Below are 19,268 nucleotides of genomic sequence, written 5' to 3'. Positions count from 1 at the left end.
GAGCGTCATGAAACGTCAACTTCGGGCCCTGGCCGCCGCCGGGCTCCTCCTCACCAGCTCACTGGTGGCCGTGGCCCTCGGCGGCACCGCCTCCGCCGACACCCTGATCTGCGAGCAGTACGGCTCGACCACCATCCAGGGCCGCTACGTGGTGCAGAACAACCGCTGGGGCACCACCGCCCAGCAGTGCATCAACGTCACCAACAACGGCTTCGAGATCACCACGCTGAACGGCAGCAGCCCGACCAACGGCGCGCCCACGGCGTACCCCTCGGTGTTCCTCGGTTGTCACTACACCAACTGCTCCCCCGGCACGAACCTGCCGATCCAGGTGTCCCAGATCAGCAGTGCGACAAGCAGCATCTCCTACCGCTACGTCAGCGGCGCCACCTACAACGCGTCGTATGACATCTGGCTGGACCCGTCTCCCAAGCGGGACGGGGTGAACCAGATGGAGATCATGATCTGGCTCAACCGGCAGGGCCCGATCCAGCCCATCGGCTCGGTGGTCGGCACCACCAACCTGGCCGGCCGCACCTGGGAGGTCTGGCGGGGCAGCAACGGCTCCAACAACGTCATCTCCTACGTCGCGTCGTCCGCGATCTCCAGCCTGAACTTCAGCGTGCTGGACTTCATCAACGACACCCGCAACCGTGGCGCGATCACCAACTCCTGGTACCTGACCAGCATCCAGGCCGGCTTCGAGCCGTGGCAGGGTGGCGTCGGCCTCGCGGTCACGTCGTTCTCGGCCAACGTCAACGGCGGTGGCGGCCCCACCAACCCGCCGCCGACCACCCCGCCGCCGAGCGGTGGCGGAAGCTGCGCGGTGAAGTACACGGCCAACTCGTGGAACAACGGCTTCACCGCCGACGTGCAGGTCACCAACACCGGGTCCAGCGCGATCAACGGCTGGACGCTCAACTACAGCCTGCCCAGCGGGCAGACGGTCACCAACGCGTGGAACGCCACGGTGAGCCAGAGCGGCTCCGCGGTGACCGCCCGCAACGTCGGCCACAACGGGTCCATCCCGCCCGGGGGCACTGCCAGCTTCGGCTACCAGGGCACCCTGAACGGGTCGTACTCGTCACCGACGAGCTTCTCGCTCAACGGGGCGACCTGCTCGCGTAACTGACCGACACGGCCAGGGCCGTGCGGTGGTGACCGGATGGTCACGACCGCACGGCCCTGGTGTCGTTCGCGGTCCGCTCAGGCGGCAGTGATCAGACCCGGGTGAGGCGTACCGCGTCGGCGATGACCAGGCCGGCGGCGTTGCTCCACCGGCTCACCGCCACCCGGTTGGCGTCACCGGCCGGCAGCGCGAATGTGCCGAGGGCCCGCCACTGCCCTCCGGTCGCCCGCTGGTCGACATAGACGGTGCGGTTGCCGGTGCTGGTGGCGACGATGTAGGGGGTGGCGCTGTTGTAGCCGCTGTTCGTCGGCCACCACGCCTCGACCCGGTAGTTGCCGGCCGCCGGCACGTTGAACCGGTACCAGGCGGGGTCGCTGGCGGCGACCGGGTCGGCGTAGCGGTAGTCGGCGCCGTACCGCTGGCTGGAGTACGTCGAGACACCCCAGTTGGCGCTGGCGGTGAACCGGCCGGCGGTGGTGTTGTCCACGGTGGAGGACCACGCCGTGCCGCCGCCGGCCATCTTCGCCGCGACGTCGGCCCTCATCACGTTGAGGTCGATGAAGGACGGGTCGATCTTGCCGGTGGTGCTGGTCTCCCGGTGCCCCCGGGCGTAGCTGCTGTCCCGGCCGAGGCGGGTGAGCACGGCGGCGGTCGCGGCGATCGACGCGTTGTACTGCGCGGCGGTCATCTCCTGGTTGACGCCGTTGTAGTCGATCTCCCACCCGATCATCAGGGTGTTGCCGTCCCCGGCCGGGATCGGCCCGCTGCCGCCGCTGACCCCGGCGTGGTTGCAGCGGCCGGCGGAGATGACGTGGAAGACGCCGTGGTAGTCGACCAGCGCCTGGCACAGCGGCCCGGGCAGGTCGGACCGGCCGTTGATGCAGATGCCGAGCGCCGGGTGCGGGTTGCTCGCGCTGCTGGTGGAGGCGGTGTGGTGCCAGAGCACACCGATCGGGTCGAAGGAGCCGGGTCGCATCCGGTTGAGCCAGTCGCCCTCGACGACGACCTGGACCCCGGCGCCGCGCAGCACGTCCACGAGCCACGGAATCGTCGCCATCAGGCGTCCTGGAGCAGGTCGGCGAGGCACTCGGCCTTCGGTGCGGCACGTGCCGGGTCGGGGCGGGTGACGACTGCCAACGCGGCGACGACGAGGGCGGGGATGCCGAGCACCCCGCGGCGGCGGAGACGGACGGATGGTGATCGGGTCATGGCGATCCTCCAGCGACGGCGGGCACGAACGGATCGACGATCGTGATGACGGGCACGCTATACCGTCACGAACGTCGATGTCGATACCCTTCACAGCCAAGACGGAAGCTGAAGGAAACCGCCGCGTCAGGCGTTGCCGAGCGCGTCGATGTCGCGCATCTCCTCCGCAGTCAGGGCGAAGTGGAAGACGTCGAAGTTGGCGGTGATCCGCTCCGGCGTCACCGACTTCGGGATCGCCACGATCTCGTGGTCGATGTGCCAGCGCAGCACCACCTGCGCCGGAGAGACGTCGTGCGCCGCCGCGATCCTGGTCAGCACCGGGTCGCTGAGGTCGCTGGTCTTGAACGGGCTGTACCCCTCCAGCACCACTCCCCGGTCCCGGTGCTCGGCGTGCCGCTGCCTGTCGTACAACGCCGGACTCCACTCGATCTGGTTGACCGCCGGGTTCTCCTCGGTCGACTGGATCAACTCGTCGATCTGCCCGGTGCTGTAGTTGCTGACGCCGATCGCCCGGGTCAGGTTCTCGTCCCGGGCGGCGAGCAACTCGCGCCACAGCGGGATGCTGTCCGACGGCGACGACGGCGGCCAGTGGATCAACCAGAGGTCCAGGTGGTCGACGCCGAGCGCCTCCAGGCTCGCCTCCAGCGTCGCGCGCTCCTGACCCACCCGGTTCGGCGGGAGCTTGGTGGTGATGAAGACGTCCTCGCGGCGCAGCCCGCTCTCCCGCACCGCCCGGCCGACCTCCCGCTCGTTGCCGTACACGGTGGCGGTGTCGATGTGCCGGTAGCCGGTGTCGAGCGCGGCCAGCACGGCGTCGTAGCCGGCCTGGCCGGTGGCCTGCCAGGTGCCGAAGCCGAGCAGGGGCATCCGCACGTCACCGGGGAGCAGGGCGGCGGGCTGGTCGGTGAGGTCCATGAGGTCCGTTCTACCCCGCCGGGCCCGCTGCCGCCGAGCGAACCGGACACTCCGGCGTCCAGCGGGACGGTCCGGTCTGCCGGAGAATGCGGGTGTGACCGACCGGTTGGAGGAGTACCGGCGACGACGGGACGCGGCCCGGACACCCGAGCCGGTGCCCGAGCGGAGCCCCGCCGCCGGCCCGGACGGCGACACGGCCCGCTTCGTCATCCAGCAGCACCACGCCCGCAGCCTGCACTGGGATCTGCGCCTGGAGCACGAGGGAGTGCTCGCGTCGTGGGCGGTGCCGCGTGGTCTCCCCCGCGACCCGGGCCGCAACCACCTCGCTGTGCACACCGAGGACCACCCGATGGAGTATCTCGACTTCGCCGGCGAGATCCCCGCGGGCGAGTACGGCGGCGGCCGGATGCTGATCCACGACCGGGGCACCTACCGCTGCGAGAAGTGGCGCGACGACGAGGTGATCGTGACGCTCTCCGGCGACCGCACCGCCGGCCGCTACGTCCTCTTCGCCACCGGCGGCCGGGACTGGATGGTCCGGCGCACCGACCCGCCGCCGCCGGGATGGACACCGATGCCCGACCTGGTCCGCCCGATGCACGCCACGCCGGCCGCCCGGCTCCCCCGCGACCGCGCCGCCTGGGGGTACGAGCTGCGGTGGGACGGGGTCCGGGCGGTGGCGTACGTCTCCGGCGGGCGGCTGCGCCTGCTCTCCGAGACCGACGAGGAGATCACCGGCGGGTACCCGTGGCTGCGGGCGATGGCCGAGGCGCTCGCGCCCACCGAGGCCGTGCTCGACGGTGTGCTGGTGCGCATCGACGACGCCGGGCGGGTGCGCCCGATCCGCGCGAGCACCGGCGGCCGCGTCCCCGCCGGTGCCCAGTACCTGGTCGTCGACCTGCTCTGGTTGGAGGGCGCGAGCAGCGTCGACGTGCCGTACGCGCAACGCCGGGAGCTGCTCGATGGGCTGGCCTTGGCGGGTGCGCACTGGCAGACTCCGCCGTGGTTCCCCGGCGCGGGCGACGAGGCCCTGCGCGCCGGGCAGGAGCAAGGGCTGCCGGGCGTGGTCGCCAAGCGGCTGGACTCCGTCTACGAGCCGGGGCGGCGCAGCCGGCGCTGGCTGAGCGTCGACGCGGTCTGACGGCGAGGAGCGACGTGTACCTGACCCACCTGGACTGCCCGCGCTGCGGCCGGGAGCACGCGGCCGACCGGCTGCAGAACCTCTGCGAGTGCGGCTCACCGCTGCTGGCCCGCTACGACCTGGCGGCGGTGGCGAAGGCGGTCACCCCGGAACGTTTCCCGCTGCGTCCGGCCGACCTGTGGCGCTACCGGGAACTGCTGCCGGTCGCCGACCCGCGGCACGTGACGACGCTCGGTGAGGGCTGGACGCCGCTGCTGCGCGCCCCGGCGTACGGCGCCGAGATCGGCATCACCGACCTGCTGGTCAAGGACGAGGGGTTGATCCCGACCGGCTCGTTCAAGGCACGCGGCGCGGCGGTCGGGGTGAGCCGGGCCCGCGAGCTGGGCGTCGAGCGGATCGCGATGCCCACCAACGGCAACGCCGGGTCGGCTTGGGCCACGTACGCCGCGCGGGCCGGGATGGGCGCGACGATCGTCATGCCGCTGGAGGCGCCGGGCATCTGCCGACGCGAGTGCGTCGCCGCCGGTGCCGATCTGCGCCTGGTCGACGGGCTGATCAGCGACGCCGGACGGCGGGTGGCCGAGCTGATCGCGGAGTCGAACGGAACCATCTTCGACGCCGGCACGCTGCGCGAGCCCTACCGGCTCGAGGGCAAGAAGACGATGGGGTACGAGATCGTCGAGCAGCTCGGCTGGCAGATCCCGGACGTGATCATCTATCCGACGGGCGGCGGTGTCGGCCTGATCGGCATCCACAAGGCGATGCACGAGTTGCGCGAGCTGGGCTGGATCGGCGACAAGCTGCCTCGACTGGTGGCGGTGCAGTCGAGCGGCTGCGCGCCGATCGTCCGGGCGTTCGCCGCCGGTGAGGACCGGGCGCAACCGTGGGAGGACGCGCACACCGTGGCGTTCGGCATCACCGTGCCGGCCCCGCTGGCCGACGAACTGATCCTGGCGGCGTTGCGCGAGTCGTCCGGCACAGCCGTGGCCGTGGACGACGCGGAACTGCTGGCCGACCTGCGGGAGTTCGCCGGCCGGGAGGGGTTGCTGCTCTGCCCGGAGGGCGCGGCCTGCCTGACGGCGGCCCGGCACCTGCGCGCCGGCGGGTGGATCCGGGCCGGTGAACGGGTGGTGGTGCTCAACACCGGGGCCGGGCTGAAGTATCCGGACACCGTCGACGTGTCCGGCGTACCCGTGCTGGGGTGAGCCGGTGGGCGGGGCCGGTCAGAAGCTGTTCGGCTCGGTCAACCGCCAGGCCGCGTTGATCAGCCCGATGTGCGAGAGCGCCTGCGGGGTGTTGCCGAGCTGCATCCCGGTGGTCAGGTCGATCTGCTCGCTGAACAGCCCCAGGTCGTTGGAGAATCCGATCACCCGCTCGAACAGCGCCTCGGCCCGCTTCGGCTCCCCCGCCATCACCAGGCACTCCACCAGCCAGAACGAGCACAGCAGGAAGCCCGCCGGGTCGCTCGTCCACCGCCGCAGCAGGCCGCTCTCGGTGCCCAGGTCACGCTCGACCATCTCGATGGTGGAGCGCATCCGCGGATCGGTGGCCGGCAGGAAACGCGCCACCGGGAGGGCGAGCACGGAGGCGTCCAACTCCGGCGACCCGAACGCACCGGTGAACGCCCCGATGCGATCGTTCCACCCCTCACGCAACACGGTGTCGCGGATCTCGTCGCGTACCGCGGCCCAGCGACGTGGGTCGGCCCGGTCGCCGAGCCGGTCGGCGAGCCCCACCGCCCGGTCCAGCGCCAACCAGCAGGAGACCTTCGACGAGACGTAGTGGCGCTCCTCGTCCCGGGTCTCCCAGATGCCCCGGTCGGGCAGGCGCCACGTCGCGGCCACCTGGTCGGTCAACCCGAGCACCATCTCCTCCAGCTCACCGTCGAACCTTGCGCCGAGGTAGTCGCGCAGCCGCCACACCGCCGACATCACCTCCCCGGGAACGTCGAGCTGCCGCTGCCGCCAGGCGTCGTTGCCGACCCGGACCGGCCTGCTGTCGCGGTATCCGCGCAGGTGGTCGCAGTGGTGCTCGGAGATGTCCCGCTCGCCCTCCAACCCGAAGAGCACCGGCACGGGTTCGTCGCCGAACCGGCCGATCGAGCGGGCCGCCCAGGCGAACAGCCGGGACGTCTCCTCGGGACAGGCCGCCACCCAGAGCGCGCGCATCGTCAACGAGAAGTCCCGCAGCCAGGAGTAGCGGTAGTCGTAGTTCCGGTCGCCACCGATCTGCTCGGGCAGCGAACTGGTCAGCGCGGCGGCGACCGCGCCACTGCGGGAGTACGTGAGGCCGGTCAGGACCGTCGCGCTGTGCCGGACGAGTTCCGGGTAGCGGCCCTTGTAGATGTGCGTGTCGCGGAACGCCTGCCAGGCCCGCGTCGTCTCGGCGAGGGCGGCCAGCGGTTCCATCCGGGCCGGCGGGCTGCCGTACACCTCACCGAACGCCGCGTCCATCCCGATCACCTGACCGGCGGAGATCTCGAACTCGTGGTGCACCCGGTCGACGTCCGCCCGCAGGTCCAGATCGTCGGCGCGCAACACCAGCACCACCGGGCCCGCGCCGGCCAGCACGCCGCCGTCCGGCTGCTCATGGAAGTACGGCGTGAGCAGCCCATACTCCGGCCTGGGCGCGAAGTCCAGCACCATTCGTACCCGGCCGGACAGCCCCTGCACCACCCGGATCAGCACGGCTGGCGAGTTCTTGCCCAACTCGTGCGCACGGGCCCCGACCTCGGCGGCGAGGGCGTCGGTGACCGCCACGCTGCCCTGCGGTGTGTGGTGCACCGTGCGCAGCACCAGGGAGTCCGGCAGGTACGCCCGCTCCATCCGATGCCCCGGTCCGCCGACGCCCACCGGTGCCAGCTTGAAGTGCCCGGCCCCCGGGTCGAGCAGTCGCCCGAACACGGACGTCCCGTCGAACCGGTGCGGGCACCACCAGTCGACCGACCCGTCCTTGCCGACCAGGGCACCGGAACGGGAGTCCGAGAGGAATCCGTAGTCGGAGATCGCCGGCTGCTGCTCCACCCGCCGCGGGTACCCACGTGGGGCCGGATCAGGCAGCCGGCGGCCGGATCACTCGGTCGGTGGCTCGTCCTCGCCCGCCGCCTCCGCCGCGTCGGCCTCCTCCTTGGTCCGGTGCACGGCCTGGTCGGCGTGCTCCGGCGGGCCGTAGACGGTGTAGAGCACCAGCGGGTTGGGCCCGGTGTTGACGAAGTTGTGCTTGGTGCCGGACGGCACCACGACCAGATCGCCCGCGGCGACCTTCCGCTTCTCGCCGGCGACCCGGGCCTCGCCGACGCCGCTGACGAACGTCAGGATCTGGTCGATGCCCTCGTGGACCTCCTCGCCGATCTCGCCACCGGCGGGGATGGTCATGATGACCAACTGGGTGTGCTCACCGGTCCACAGCACCCGCCGGAAATCCGGGCTCTTCTCGGCGACCGTCGCGATCGTGAAATGCTCCATGCCGACGCTCATACCCCGTTCGGCAGTACGCCACGCCGGGACTCGCAGATGGTGGAATTCCCCACGTTCGGCGGGTTTGGACCCGCCCGGACCGGGGATCGACAACCCGACCGGCACGAACAGCCGGTCGAGCCAGGTCCCCGCCGGCGTACCGCCGAACGGCTGCGGTGGTGGGAGACGGCCAGAGCGCGGCGACGTTGCGACCACGGTCCAACGGCGCCGCGCGCTCGTTCCACCCCACCCACCCCGCCCTGCTCCTGCTCCTGCTCCACCCCGTCGATCATGGAGTTGTGGTGGGCGCAAAGCAGGCGCAATAGCACCGAACCAGACACCACAAGTCCATGATCGACTGCGGCAGTCGGTCGAGGGGCATTGGGGTCGGCGGAGGGGCTAGCGGTGCAGCCAGGTGAGCAGGTCGGGCGGGGCCAGCGCGGCCACGCGCTTCTCGTAGCGGGCCCGGTCGTCGGCGTCCAGCAGATCGCGGCCCTGCCCCGAGCCGCCCTGCCGGAAGAAGGCCCGGCGGTCGCGCAGCACGCCGAGCGTGTCCGGAGCGAGCCGGTCGGCGCGTTCCCGCATCCGACCGAAGGTCGCCGCCTCGACCAGGTCCGGCCCCGGGCTCGGGAGATCCCATCGCTCGGCGAGCCGGCGCATCTCACCACCCAGGTCGGCCAGCAGGTCGTCGTAGTGCACCAGCTCGACGTTCGGCTCGTGTCGACGCGCCCAGGCGTCGTTCAGATGCAGCAGCACCCCGGGCAGCGAATCCAGCTCGGCGCGCGGGTCCACCTCGTGGTCGACCCAGCTGCGCAGCCACTGCTCCACCGGCGCGCGCTCGCGGGTCGGCCCGGACGGGGCAGGTTGGCCGGTCAGCTCGGCGAGGCGTACGCGATCCAGGTTGCCCGCCTGGTGGTAGAGGGAGACCGCCATGTCCAACGGGTGCCGGGCCACCACCACGTAGTGCACCCGGGGTTCGAGGGGCACCCCGTCCAGTGGGGTGTGTGTCTTGATGAACCGCCGGTGCGGCTGCGCGGCCAACCTGTCGAACACCACGTCGCGGGGCTCGGCGAGCCAGTCCAGCCAGGGCGACAGCACGTTCAGCGGCGCCGGCAGCTCAGGAGTGCCCAGCACCAGCAGCGCGCAGATCATCTGCATCCAGGTGGTGCCGCTCTTGGACCGGGTACTGATCACGATGTCGCCGTCGCGGAACGGGAATCCGGCCCACCGGGCGCTGTCCTCGTCGTCGGAACGGTATCGGTGCGCTGGCTCGGGCATCGGAGGATGCTAGTCGCGCAGGCGACAGTCGAGCAGCCGAATTCCGACTCCACGAGCTGTGACATATGCCTATGCCTGGCTAGATTGAAGTATGGTGCCCGCCCACGGGAGCCGGGCGGCGGAACCGGTTTACCGCCCCATCCTCGCCTGCCGTCGAGGTGAGCTGGACGCCCTGAGCCACCTCGACCCCACGGCCACCACACTCGTCGCCCCGATCCTGGAGATCGGCACGATCGACCGGTCCACACTGGATTCCCTCCGCCGACTACCGGCCGGGTTGCTGCCGGCCGTCGACGTCAGCGGCATTCCCGACGGCCGCGCGGCGGAGCTGAGTCGTTGGGGCGTACCCCTGGTGCCGGTCATCGGTCTCGCGGAGAGCGACCACCGGTTGGTCGCGCACGGCGCGGCGGCGCGGGCCTGCGGTCGGCGGGCGCTGGTCCGCCTGCGGGCCGCACAGGACCGGGCCGGGCCGGACGCGAGCACCGCGGCCGTCGAACGGGTCTGGCGGTCCACCGACCTCGCCCCGGAGGAGTGCGACCTGCTGGTGGACGCGGGAGACGTGTGCTGCCCGGCGGATGTGCGGGTGGCCGAGCCACGGGTACGCCGTCTGCTGGACTGGGCGCGCCGGCACGCCTGGCGGTCGGTGACCGTGGCAGCGGGCGGCATGCCGCCCACCCTGTCCCGACTGCCGACCGACGAGCCGGTCCGGCTGGAACGCTGGGACTGGCAGCTCTGGCAGCGGCTGGCCGACGTCGGGGTCGACTACGGCGACTACGGGGTCCACCCGGCCGTTCCCGGCACCGGTGACCCCGGTGACCGGCTGCCGACGGTGCGGTACACCGACGACGGCAGCTGGTGGGTCTACCGCTGGGCACGCAGGGGTGGCCGGGGCGAGGAGCGGTTCGCCGACCTGTGCCGAACGCTGGTGTCGGCGTCGCACTGGCCGAGCACCGGTGCGGCGTTCTCCTGGGGCGACCACGAGTTGGCCCGCCGGGCCCGCCGAGGCGCCGGTGCCGGTTCGGCCGCCAACTGGGCGGCCTGGAGCACCTCACACCACCTGGCGTACGTGCTCGCCACGCTGTCGCGCCCGGACGGCGACACCGCACCGAGCCGGCACCACCGGCCCGGTCCGCCGCAGCGCGGGCGCTCGCTGCGGTGAGACGGGTGGCTACTGCTTCTCGGTGAAGCCGAACTGGATGATGCCCTCGTCGTCGACGGTGGCGTCCACCGAGGCGTCGCCGAGCAGTTCGGCGGCGTCCTCGTCCAGGAAGATGCGGGCGCCCTGGTTGTCGACCACCCGATCGCCCTGCACCGGCTCGGGCACCAGCTCCACGGTGAGCGAGCCGGCCTCGGTGTCGGCGGCGATCCGCACTCCGCCGCCCTCGGCGACGTCCTGCTGGTTGGCGAGGTCACGGATGACGAGCACGGCATTGTCGGTCATGGTGAGCATGAGCGGAACTCCTCGTGGAATCTCGGCTCCCGGTCGGAACCTTCGCAGACCGGACGATCGGCCCGCGTACGAGCACACCTGGGAGGCGACAGAAGGGGCGAACGGTCATCGCCGTCGCATCGACATCGGGGCAGCTGCGGGCCCCGCCACCACCACCGTGCCCGCTGACCGGCGATCCGTCAAATAGAGCCGGATCAGTCGAGAGCGGGGGCCGGGGCGAGCCGGGCGCGAATCTCGTTGACCGCCGCGCGACCGGCCCGGTTGGCGCCGATCGTGCTGGCCGAGGGGCCGTAACCGACCAGGTGAACCCGCTCGTCGGCGACCACCCGGGTGCCGTCCATCGTGATACCGCCGCCCGGCGCGCGCAGCCCCAGGGGGGCGAGATGGTCGATGGCGGCACGGAAGCCGGTGCACCAGAGGATCACGTCTGCCGGCACGAAGCGCCCGTCCGCCCACGCCACCCCGTCGGGTGTGATCCGGTCGAACACGGGTAGCCGATCCAGGACGCCCCGCTCACGTAGCCGGCGTACCTCCGGCGTGACCGGCAGCCCGGTCACGCCCACCACGCTGCCCGGTGGGCGGCCCTCCCGGACCGCCTCGTCCACCCGGGCCACCGCGGCGCGGCCCAACTCCGGGCCGAACTCCTCGTCCCGGAACTCCGGCGGCCGGCGGGTCACCCAGGTGGTGGCCGCCGCGACGGTGGAGACCTCGCCGAGCAGCTGCACGGCGGAGGTTCCCCCGCCCACGACCACCACCCGCTGGCCGGCGAATTCGGCCGGCCCTCGGTAGTCGGCAGTGTGCAGTTGCCGGCCCCGGAACGACTCCCGACCCGGGTAGTGCGGCCAGAACGGCCTGGTCCAGGTGCCGGTCGCGTTGATCAGTGCCCGGGCGATCCACCGGTCCTGGTCGGTGTGCACGTCCAGCCGCCCGTCCGGACGGGAGCGCACCGCACGGACCCGCACCGGCCGTCGTACCGGCAGGTCGAACGTCTTCTCGTACGCGGCGAAGTAGGCGCGTACCTGCTCGGCCGCCGGGCGGTGGGGCTGCACGGGCGGAAGAGGCAGCCCGGGCAGGTCGTGGAAGCCGTGCACGCGGTCGAAGACGAGCGTCGGCCAGCGGTGCTGCCAGGCCCCACCCGGCCCGTCGTCGCCGTCGAGGATGACGAAGCCGGTGCCGGGCAGGAAGCCGGTGCGGCGCAGGTGGTAGCCGGCGCTCAGGCCGGCCTGACCGGCACCGATCACCACGACGTCCACGGAGTGGGTGTCCACGTGATGTGCAACGCCGAGCACGGCACCGCTGTGCCCGCCGTCGGCCGTCGCGCCGATCACAGACTTTCGACAACGGCCTCCCGACCTGCACCTACGCTGAGTGAATGAGCGACTTCCGGCGGTACGCGGCTGAGTTCCTCGGCACTCTGCTGCTGGTCTTCTTCGGAGTGGGCAGCGCCGTCGCCGCACGGGTTCAGGGCGGCGTCGTGGTGGTCGCGTTGTCGTTCGGGTTCGTGATGCTGGCACTCGTCTACACGATCGGCCCGCTCTCCGGCAGTCACGTCAATCCGGCGGTGACCCTCGGCGTCCTGCTCTCCGGAAAGATCTCGGTGCTCGGCGCGGTGGCGTACTGGATCGCCCAGTTCCTGGGTGCGACGGTGGCCGCCTTCGTGCTCTGGGCGCTGACCCGGTGGGGCGACGTCGCGGACCAGACCGGGGCGCTGGGCACGAACGGTTACGGCGCCCACATCAACCGGGGCGGCGCGGCGGTGCTGGAGATCGTGCTGACGTTCCTGTTCGTCCTCGTCGTCCTGGTGGTGACCAGTCGGAGCGAGAACCCGGGTACCGCCGGGGTGGCCATCGGCTTGGCCCTGGCGGCGACCCAACTGGTCGGCGTGACGCTGACCGGTGCGGCGGTCAACCCGGCCCGGGCGTTCGGCCCGGCGGTCTTCGAGGGTGGCGTGGCTCTGCGGCAGCTCTGGGTGTTCATCGTCTTCCCGCTGCTCGGCGGGGCGCTCGCCGCCCTGGTCGCCCCCTTGGTGATGGGCGCGCAGCGGCACTACTGGGGCGGGCACGAGAAGTCGGTCGGACGGCCCGCGTAGCCCGGTTGGCAGTAACTTTCGCGTGGCACTCTTTTCCGGCGATTATCTTCGTGGCAGCATCAGCGCATGCATCGCCGTCAGTTCGTCCGGGCCCTGGCACTGCTCACGCTGGTCGCCACCGCGGCCACCGCCGGCGCGCCGGGTGCCACGGCCGAGTCGCCCACCCCCGCGACGACCCGACTGCACGACACCATCGACACGATCCTCGCCGACGCCCGCCTCAACGGAGCGCAGGCGTCGGTGGTCGTCGTCGACACCGGCACGGGGCAGACGCTCTACGACCGCAACGGCGACCGTCGACTGATCCCGGCCTCCAACACCAAGCTGATGACCTCGACAGCGGCCCTCGGGCTGCTCGGCCCGGGGCACCGCTTCACCACCGACGTGCACACCAGCGGCAAACGCCGCGCGGGCCTGCTCAGTGGCAACCTCTACCTGCGCGGTGGCGGTGACCCGACCATGCTCGCCGCCGACTACGACGCGCTCGCCGCCCAGGTCGCCGCCGACGGCGTACGGGTGGTGACCGGCAACCTGGTCGCCGACGACACCCGCTACGACAGCACCCGCCTCGGCCCCGACTGGACGTGGGACGACGAGCCCTACTACTACGCCGCGCAGGTGTCCGCGCTGACCGTCGCACCGGACACCGACTACGACGCGGGCACGGTGATCGTGCGGGCCACCCCCGCCGGCCGGGCAGGTGCCCCACCGGCGGTCGACACCACCCCACCGACCGGGTACGTCCGCGTCGAGAACCGGGCCGTGACGGTCGCCGAGGGCGAGACCTCGATCTCGATCGAGCGCGAACACGGCGGCAACACCGTCGTGGTGACCGGCCAGATCGCCGTCGGAAGCGCACCCGCCAGCGACTGGGTGACCGTCTGGGAACCCACCGGCTACGCGGCCGACGTGTTCCGGGCGGCGCTGCACCGGCACGGCGTCCGGGTGATCGGCCGGACCGTGCTGGGCCAACCCACCCCGGAGACCGCCCACCCGGTCGCCCGGCACGACTCGATGAGCCTGGGCGAGTTGATGACACCGTTCCTCAAGCTCTCCAACAACGGGCACGCCGAGGTGCTGACCAAGGAGATCGGCCGGGTGCTGAGCGGTTCGGGGACCTGGACGGCCGGCATGACCGCGATCAGCGAGTACGTCGCCGACACCGGGATGGACACCGGGCGGCTACGCCAGCGCGACGGCTCGGGGTTGTCCCGGCGGAACCTGGTCCCGGCGGCGGAGTTCGTGGACCTGCTGAGCGCCGTCCGCTCCGCACCCTGGTTCGAGACCTGGTACGCGGCCCTACCGATCGCCGGCCAGCCGGAGCGGTTCGTCGGCGGCACTCTCCGCAGCCGGATGGCCGGCACCCCCGCGGCCGGGAACGTGCACGCCAAGACCGGCAGTCTGACCGGGGTCTCCGGCCTCTCCGGCTATGTCACAAGCGCCGACGGCCGACTGCTGGCGTTCGCCATCCTGCTGAACAACTACCTCACGGCGTCGGTCAAGCCGTTGGAGGACCAGATCGCGGTGGCACTGGCCGGGTTCCGCGCGGACGGTACGAACACCGCCCGGACGGCACCGCCGGCGGTGCCGGAGACTCCCCGGACCCCCGAGGGCGTGGAGTGTTCCTGGGTGAAGCCGATCACCTGTTGAGCGGTGGCCGGGAGGCGCGGGCTGGCGCCTCCCGGCCGACGCGGCCTCAGGCCGGACGGTCCGGTGGAGGGCTCAGGCCGGACGGTCCGGTGGAGGGCTCAGGCCGGACGGTCCGGCGGGGGGACCACCGCCGTCGGGTCACCGCGCTCGATCAGCGCGGCGATCTCGGCGGCCCGCAGCCCGCGCAGCGCCAGCACCCGGGTGCCCCAGCGGTGCAGGCGGCACGGATGCGGGCTGGCATCGTTGCGGCAGACCACTCCCCCGGACCACCTCCGAGGGGCGTGCACCACCACGGCCCGCACCGCGAACTGGGTGTCCTCGCCCGTCACGTACGGCGGCAGGGGGATGTCGCGGAGCCCCTCCCCGGACGCGGCACCGGCACCGGACGAAGCGGCGCGACGGATGCGGTGGGCGGTACTACTGCTCATCTCCACTGCCTCCACACTGGATGGTTGGATGGGGACAGCAGAAAGCTACGGCCTGGTCGACGGTCGGCGACGGACAAACTGTCCCCGCTGTGCGGCCGCGCAGCGATCGGCCGGTCAGCGCACCGCCACGGCCTGGAGACCGACGTTGCCGCAGTGCGGAGTGAAGACCTTCTCGACTTTCCAGGTCAGCAGCAGTCGGGCGCCCTTCGGCACGGTGAACGTGACGGTGAACTGGGCGCTCTTGCTCGTGTACGGGTCCTCCAGCACCGCGCTGCTGGCCGGCCCGCCGGTGGACAGCCGCGCCTCCAGACGCCCCCGGGCCATCCAGGTGCCGCCGTAGAGCTGAACCGTGCGCGGCTCACCGCTGCCGGCCACCGACAGGGAGAACCCGTTGCCGGCACCGCAGGTGTAGACACCGTCGGCGCTGTCCCGCGCCGACCGCTGCGACGAGCCGTCGGACCACCTGACGTGCTCCTGGTTGCCGTCCCAGGCGACCCGGGTGCCGGCACCGCCCTCGTCGACGATCTCGCCGGAGCCCGCACGTTTGCGGACCGACGAGTTGGCCCCGCGCTGCCCCCAGTGCATCCAGTCCCGGGTGCCCACGGCGGTGAGGTTGACCTCGGCGGGCATCTCGGCCCGGGTCACCGACAGCACCGGCGGCTGCTGTGCCGGCGGCGGCGGGGCCGGGGCGGTCGCCGACGGTGTCGGGTCCGGCGAGGGCGGACGCTGGCGCGGACGCAGGCCGGGCTCCGCCACCCCCGCGTCAGCGGTGCGCCCGTCGGTGGCCGGGAAACCGGGAGAACGGGCGGCGACCCCGGTCACACCGTCCGGTCGAGCCGCCTGGTCGTCGTCGGGCGCCGGGTCCGACCGGATGCCGAGGTACGAGATCAACGCCGCCAGGCAGGCGAGTGCGGCGACCCCCTCCACGGCCCACCGGCGGCGCTGTCGGGCACGGGCGACCCGGCGCGACGCGGTGCGGGTCTGCCCGGAGGCGGCGGCACCCGGGCGGTGCTTCGCCGATGCGTCCCCAGCACCCGAATCAGTCCGCGTGCGGTCTTCGTCCGCCACCGACCCCTCCAACTCCACCACCCGGCCGCCGCCGACGACAGCGAATCACACCGTCCACTGTGGGCCGTTTCGCGTTCGTACCGGTGTGGACGACACGCTAGATCCGGACTGCCGGACGTGTCCAGCCCGCATCCCGGCGATGCCACCTGACCATTCCCGCGCGGGTGGGCACTTGGGCAGGCCACGAGCGCCGCCCGGGTCAGCCGATCCGGAAACCGAGCGACTGCGCGATGACGACGGCCTGCTCGACGTCGACGATGGCGCCGGCCCGTTCGACCACCGTCGGGTCGAGCGCGGTGAGATCACTGCCCCGCAGGTCGGCCCCGCCGAGCCGCATGTTGAGCAGTTGCGCGCCGGACAGGTCGACGCCGGTGACGGTGGCGCCGGTCAGGTTGGCGCGGGTCAGGTCCACCTCCCGCATCCGCACCCCGGTCAGCCGGACGCCCCGCAGGTCGGCACCGGGCAACGCCACGAACGACCAGTCACCGCCGTCGACTGTCAACGGGCGCAGGTCACACTCGGCGAAGGTGCTGCCGACCAGTTTGCAGCCGGTGAACTCGGCCTCGAAGAAGTTGCACCGGCGGAAGACGCAACGGGTGAAGGCCGAGTCGACATGTCGGGACGCGTTGAACCGGACGTTGCCGAACGTGCACCCGGTGAAGACCGCTCCCCGGCTCACCGCCTCGGTCAGGTCGACGTCGAAGAACTCGCAACCCACGAAGTGCCGGTCGGTCAACTCCTCGGCGTACCAGTCCTCGTTGCGGAAGGTCACGTCCTCGGTCAACTCCGGCATCCGGCCAGGCTAGTGGTCACCGGCGACGATCGGCTGCCGGCCCGACAGGTGTCGGCCCCCCTTCCGGTCCGGCCGTACCGGCGAGTAGGTTCGGCGGCGTGAGTGTGGCCCGAGGCAAGGACCCGGATCAGATCGGTTTCGACCCGGCGCGGTTGGCGCGGATCGACGAGCACTTCGGCCGGTACGTGGACGACGGCCGACTGGCCGGCTGGCAGGTCGTGGTCACCCGCCGCGGCGAGGTGGCGCACTCCTCGACGTGCGGGCTGCGGGACCGGGAGTCGGGCGCGCCGGTCGAGGCGGACACGCTCTGGCGGATCTACTCGATGACCAAGCCGGTCACCTCGGTCGCGGCGATGATGCTCTGGGAGGAGGGCCGGTTCGAGCTGACCGACGAGATCAGCCGCTGGCTCCCCGAGTTCGCCGATCTGCGGGTCTACTCCAAGGGGTCGGTGCTCAAGCCGTACACGGTGCCGGCGACCGAGCCGATCCGGGTCTGGCACCTGCTCACCCACACGGCCGGCCTGACGTACGGCTTCATGCAGACCTCGGTGGTCGACGGCCTGTACCGGGCCGCCGGCTACGACCTGTACCCGCCGGCGGACGTCGACCTGGCCGGTGCCTGCGCGGTCTTCGGCGAGCTGCCGCTGCTGTTCCAGCCCGGTTCCGCCTGGGGCTACTCGGTCGCCACCGACGTGCTCGGTCGGCTCGTCGAGGTGATCTCCGGGCAGAGCCTCGACGCGTTCTTCACCGACCGGATCTTCGGCCCGCTGGGCATGACCGACACCCGTTGGTGGGTGGACGGCGACGAGGCCGACCGGATGGCCGCGCTCTACGTACCGGACCCGCGTAGCGGGAAGGCCGTCCGCTACGACAGCCTCGGCGCACTCGCGTTCCGCAAGCCCGCCCTGCTGTCCGGTGGAGGCGGTCTGATCTCCAGCGCCGCCGACTACCACCGCTTCACCCAACTCCTGCTGCGCGGCGGTGAACTGGACGGGGTCCGCCTGCTCGGGCCCCGCACGGTGCGGTTCATGACCCGTAACCACCTGCCCGGCGGGCAGGACCTGGGCACCCTGTCCACCGGCGGCTTCGCCGAGACGACACTGGACGGGATCGGCTTCGGCCTCGGCTTCGCCGTCGTCGAGGACCCGATCCCCAGCCGGGTGCCGAGCAGCGTCGGCGAGTACTACTGGGGTGGGGTGGCCAGCACCGCGTTCTGGGTGGACCCGGCCGAGGAGATCACCGCGCTGCTGTTCACCCAGCTGATGCCGTCGAGCACCTACCCGCTCCGCTCACAGCTGCGCCAGCTCGTCTACGCGGCGCTGACCGACTGACGGCCGCGACTGCCGGTCAGTCGGCGAGGCGCGCGGGGAAGCCTCCGGTGGCGATCGGGCCCCACGCGTCGATGGTGACCCGGATCAGCGACTTCCCCTGGCGCACCATCGCCGCCCGGTAGTCGTCCCAGTCCGGGTGCTCGCCGGAGATGCTGCGAAAGTAGTCGACCAGCGGCTCCAGCGCCTCGGGCAGGTCGAGCACCTCGGCGGTGCCGTCGATCTGGACCCAGGGGCCGTTCCAGTCGTCGCTGAGCACGCACGCCGACACCCGCGGGTCGCGGCGGATGTTGGTCACCTTGGCCCGCTCCGGGTAGGTCGAGACGACCAGCCGGCCCTGCCCGTCGACGCCGGCGGAGACGGGGGAGGACTGCGGACGCCCGTCGGCTCGGATGGTCATCAACACGACGCGGTGTCGCGTCCGGAGGAAGTCGAGCAGGTCGTCCCGGTCGACCCGGGTGTTCCGTGCGATGCTGCGCGCCATTCCTCGTTCCTACCAGGGCGCGCGGGCGGCAGCGGCGGCGGGTCAGCGAGGTCGGGCGGTCGAGCGGTGCGTCGCCTGGGTGGGCACCCGGGGGCGGCCGGACGGGCGCCAGGCCCGCCCGTTGGCGTAGATCACCCGGAAGCCGAGGTACGACGCCAGCGGCGCCCAGTGGGCGGATCCCATCCGCAGCTCGGCGGCATTGTGTCGCTGGCCGTTGGCGAGCACGTCGAGGAGGACGGTCTCGAAGGCCGCCGATTCGACCCAGTCGACCTCCCGGGTGAAACCGCAGATCAGGGCGGCTCCGGTGACCTCAAGGAATTCGCGCAGCACGGCGTCGGAGGCGCGCAGGACGGAGCAGCTGCCGAAGTAGAGCCGGCGGCCCTCGGCACGGCCGGCCATCAGGTCGGCGACCTCGTTCAGCTCCACGGACTGCCAGTCGGTGAGGCAGAGCCGGCTCGGCTCGCCGTGCATGGCGAAGAAGCCGACCCGGTGGTCTGCGTACTGCTTGAGCAGCCAGCGGTCCAGGAAGTAGAACAGCTCGTCCCGGGTCGCGGCGTCCTTGTGGATGAAGCGGATCTTGCCCAGCCGCTCCAGCAGCTCGAGGGTGGGCAGCACGGAGCCCCGCTCGTTGAGGTCGCGGTGCCATTGACCCTCGACACAGAAGACGCCACCGCGTGCCACGTGCACCTCCGCCAGTCCGCCGCCCGGAGCTGACGTTACCGGCCACCACGGGCCAGGGAACATCACCCTCGGTGTGGCTGATTGCGACGTTCGGTGCGGTTGGCCGCAACAGCGCCGATCGGCGGTGAATGGCTGTTTCGCAAATCAGTCGAATTCACAGCCGATACCCA

The 19,268-nt window shown here is 71.8% G+C and carries 20 protein-coding genes; 7 read left to right on the top strand and 13 right to left on the bottom strand.

All coding sequences use genetic code 11. From position 1 onward, the window contains the following. Positions 1 to 7: 7 nt before the first annotated feature. Positions 8 to 1,132 carry a cellulose binding domain-containing protein gene (locus O7616_RS10595; RefSeq protein ID WP_282306632.1) on the top strand — a complete coding sequence of 375 codons (1,125 nt, stop codon included), beginning with the start codon at positions 8 to 10 and terminating at the stop codon, positions 1,130 to 1,132. 88 nt (positions 1,133 to 1,220) lie between these two features. Here the strand turns inward: O7616_RS10595 and O7616_RS10590 are convergent, their stop codons facing one another. From O7616_RS10590 to O7616_RS10580, 3 genes are all read right to left on the bottom strand, one after another. Then, positions 1,221 to 2,186: an N-acetylmuramoyl-L-alanine amidase gene (locus O7616_RS10590; RefSeq protein WP_282306631.1), complete on the bottom strand. Its 966-nt coding sequence runs from the start codon at positions 2,184 to 2,186 to the stop codon at positions 1,221 to 1,223. Next, positions 2,186 to 2,338 (bottom strand): hypothetical protein, encoded by a 153-nt coding sequence (locus O7616_RS10585; RefSeq protein WP_282306630.1) that lies wholly within the window; start codon positions 2,336 to 2,338, stop codon positions 2,186 to 2,188. Before O7616_RS10585 ends, O7616_RS10590 begins: the two co-directional genes overlap by 1 nt. Before the next feature lie 126 nt (positions 2,339 to 2,464). Next, positions 2,465 to 3,253, bottom strand: a complete 789-nt coding sequence (locus O7616_RS10580; protein WP_282306629.1) for an aldo/keto reductase — start codon at positions 3,251 to 3,253, stop codon at positions 2,465 to 2,467. A gap of 94 nt (positions 3,254 to 3,347) precedes the next feature. Here O7616_RS10580 and O7616_RS10575 point away from each other — a divergent pair, with 94 nt between their 5' ends. Both O7616_RS10575 and O7616_RS10570 read left to right on the top strand, forming a co-directional pair. Next, complete coding sequence (locus O7616_RS10575; protein WP_282306628.1) at positions 3,348 to 4,394, top strand: DNA polymerase ligase N-terminal domain-containing protein; 1,047 nt, start codon at positions 3,348 to 3,350, stop codon at positions 4,392 to 4,394. Between the two features lie 14 nt (positions 4,395 to 4,408). Continuing rightward, positions 4,409 to 5,599: a threonine synthase gene (locus O7616_RS10570; protein WP_282306627.1), complete on the top strand. Its 1,191-nt coding sequence runs from the start codon at positions 4,409 to 4,411 to the stop codon at positions 5,597 to 5,599. 18 nt (positions 5,600 to 5,617) lie between these two features. On the opposite strand, the gene O7616_RS10565 is transcribed toward O7616_RS10570, so the two are convergent. From O7616_RS10565 to O7616_RS10555, 3 genes are all read right to left on the bottom strand, one after another. Beyond that, the gene (locus O7616_RS10565) at positions 5,618 to 7,417 is read right to left on the bottom strand and encodes a glycoside hydrolase family 15 protein (protein ID WP_282306626.1); all 1,800 of its coding nucleotides are present in this window, start codon (positions 7,415 to 7,417) and stop codon (positions 5,618 to 5,620) included. 48 nt (positions 7,418 to 7,465) lie between these two features. After that, positions 7,466 to 7,858, bottom strand: coding sequence for a cupin domain-containing protein (locus O7616_RS10560; RefSeq protein ID WP_282306625.1), 393 nt, complete (start codon positions 7,856 to 7,858; stop codon positions 7,466 to 7,468). A gap of 390 nt (positions 7,859 to 8,248) precedes the next feature. Next, positions 8,249 to 9,127, bottom strand: a complete 879-nt coding sequence (locus O7616_RS10555; RefSeq protein ID WP_282306624.1) for a sulfotransferase domain-containing protein — start codon at positions 9,125 to 9,127, stop codon at positions 8,249 to 8,251. Between the two features lie 91 nt (positions 9,128 to 9,218). Here O7616_RS10555 and O7616_RS10550 point away from each other — a divergent pair, with 91 nt between their 5' ends. Next, positions 9,219 to 10,286, top strand: coding sequence for a hypothetical protein (locus O7616_RS10550; RefSeq protein WP_282262266.1), 1,068 nt, complete (start codon positions 9,219 to 9,221; stop codon positions 10,284 to 10,286). A gap of 9 nt (positions 10,287 to 10,295) precedes the next feature. On the opposite strand, the gene O7616_RS10545 is transcribed toward O7616_RS10550, so the two are convergent. Next, entirely contained in the window at positions 10,296 to 10,577 is a 282-nt protein-coding gene (locus O7616_RS10545) for an adhesin (RefSeq protein ID WP_282262267.1), read from the bottom strand. Positions 10,578 to 10,771: 194 nt separating this feature from the next. After that, positions 10,772 to 11,845 carry an NAD(P)-binding domain-containing protein gene (locus O7616_RS10540; protein WP_282306623.1) on the bottom strand — a complete coding sequence of 358 codons (1,074 nt, stop codon included), beginning with the start codon at positions 11,843 to 11,845 and terminating at the stop codon, positions 10,772 to 10,774. Positions 11,846 to 11,949: 104 nt separating this feature from the next. Here O7616_RS10540 and O7616_RS10535 point away from each other — a divergent pair, with 104 nt between their 5' ends. Together O7616_RS10535 and dacB are read left to right on the top strand one after the other, a co-directional pair. After that, on the top strand, positions 11,950 to 12,666 hold the full coding sequence (locus tag O7616_RS10535; RefSeq protein ID WP_282306622.1) for an aquaporin: 717 nt from the start codon (positions 11,950 to 11,952) through the stop codon (positions 12,664 to 12,666). A 66-nt stretch (positions 12,667 to 12,732) separates the two neighbouring features. Further along, complete coding sequence (gene dacB / locus O7616_RS10530) at positions 12,733 to 14,316, top strand: D-alanyl-D-alanine carboxypeptidase/D-alanyl-D-alanine-endopeptidase (RefSeq protein WP_282306620.1); 1,584 nt, start codon at positions 12,733 to 12,735, stop codon at positions 14,314 to 14,316. Positions 14,317 to 14,414: 98 nt separating this feature from the next. On the opposite strand, the gene O7616_RS10525 is transcribed toward dacB, so the two are convergent. From O7616_RS10525 to O7616_RS10515, 3 genes are all read right to left on the bottom strand, one after another. Continuing rightward, on the bottom strand, positions 14,415 to 14,744 hold the full coding sequence (locus tag O7616_RS10525; protein WP_282262271.1) for a hypothetical protein: 330 nt from the start codon (positions 14,742 to 14,744) through the stop codon (positions 14,415 to 14,417). Between the two features lie 114 nt (positions 14,745 to 14,858). Next, positions 14,859 to 15,812: a hypothetical protein gene (locus tag O7616_RS10520; protein ID WP_282306619.1), complete on the bottom strand. Its 954-nt coding sequence runs from the start codon at positions 15,810 to 15,812 to the stop codon at positions 14,859 to 14,861. A gap of 199 nt (positions 15,813 to 16,011) precedes the next feature. Further along, positions 16,012 to 16,605, bottom strand: a complete 594-nt coding sequence (locus O7616_RS10515) for a pentapeptide repeat-containing protein (RefSeq protein ID WP_282306618.1) — start codon at positions 16,603 to 16,605, stop codon at positions 16,012 to 16,014. Between the two features lie 98 nt (positions 16,606 to 16,703). Here O7616_RS10515 and O7616_RS10510 point away from each other — a divergent pair, with 98 nt between their 5' ends. Next, on the top strand, positions 16,704 to 17,936 hold the full coding sequence (locus O7616_RS10510) for a serine hydrolase domain-containing protein (protein WP_282306617.1): 1,233 nt from the start codon (positions 16,704 to 16,706) through the stop codon (positions 17,934 to 17,936). A gap of 16 nt (positions 17,937 to 17,952) precedes the next feature. Here the strand turns inward: O7616_RS10510 and O7616_RS10505 are convergent, their stop codons facing one another. Next, a complete protein-coding gene (locus O7616_RS10505) occupies positions 17,953 to 18,417 on the bottom strand; it encodes a PPOX class F420-dependent oxidoreductase (protein WP_282306616.1) in 465 nt (154 codons plus the stop codon). A gap of 42 nt (positions 18,418 to 18,459) precedes the next feature. Further along, positions 18,460 to 19,098, bottom strand: coding sequence for a hypothetical protein (locus O7616_RS10500; protein ID WP_282306615.1), 639 nt, complete (start codon positions 19,096 to 19,098; stop codon positions 18,460 to 18,462). Positions 19,099 to 19,268: the final 170 nt, after the last annotated feature.

This window comes from Micromonospora sp. WMMD964 (assembly GCF_029581455.1).
GTDB lineage: Bacteria > Actinomycetota > Actinomycetes > Mycobacteriales > Micromonosporaceae > Micromonospora.
The sequence above is the reverse complement of the archived record's forward strand: the minus strand, read 5'-3'. Positions and strand labels throughout refer to the sequence as shown.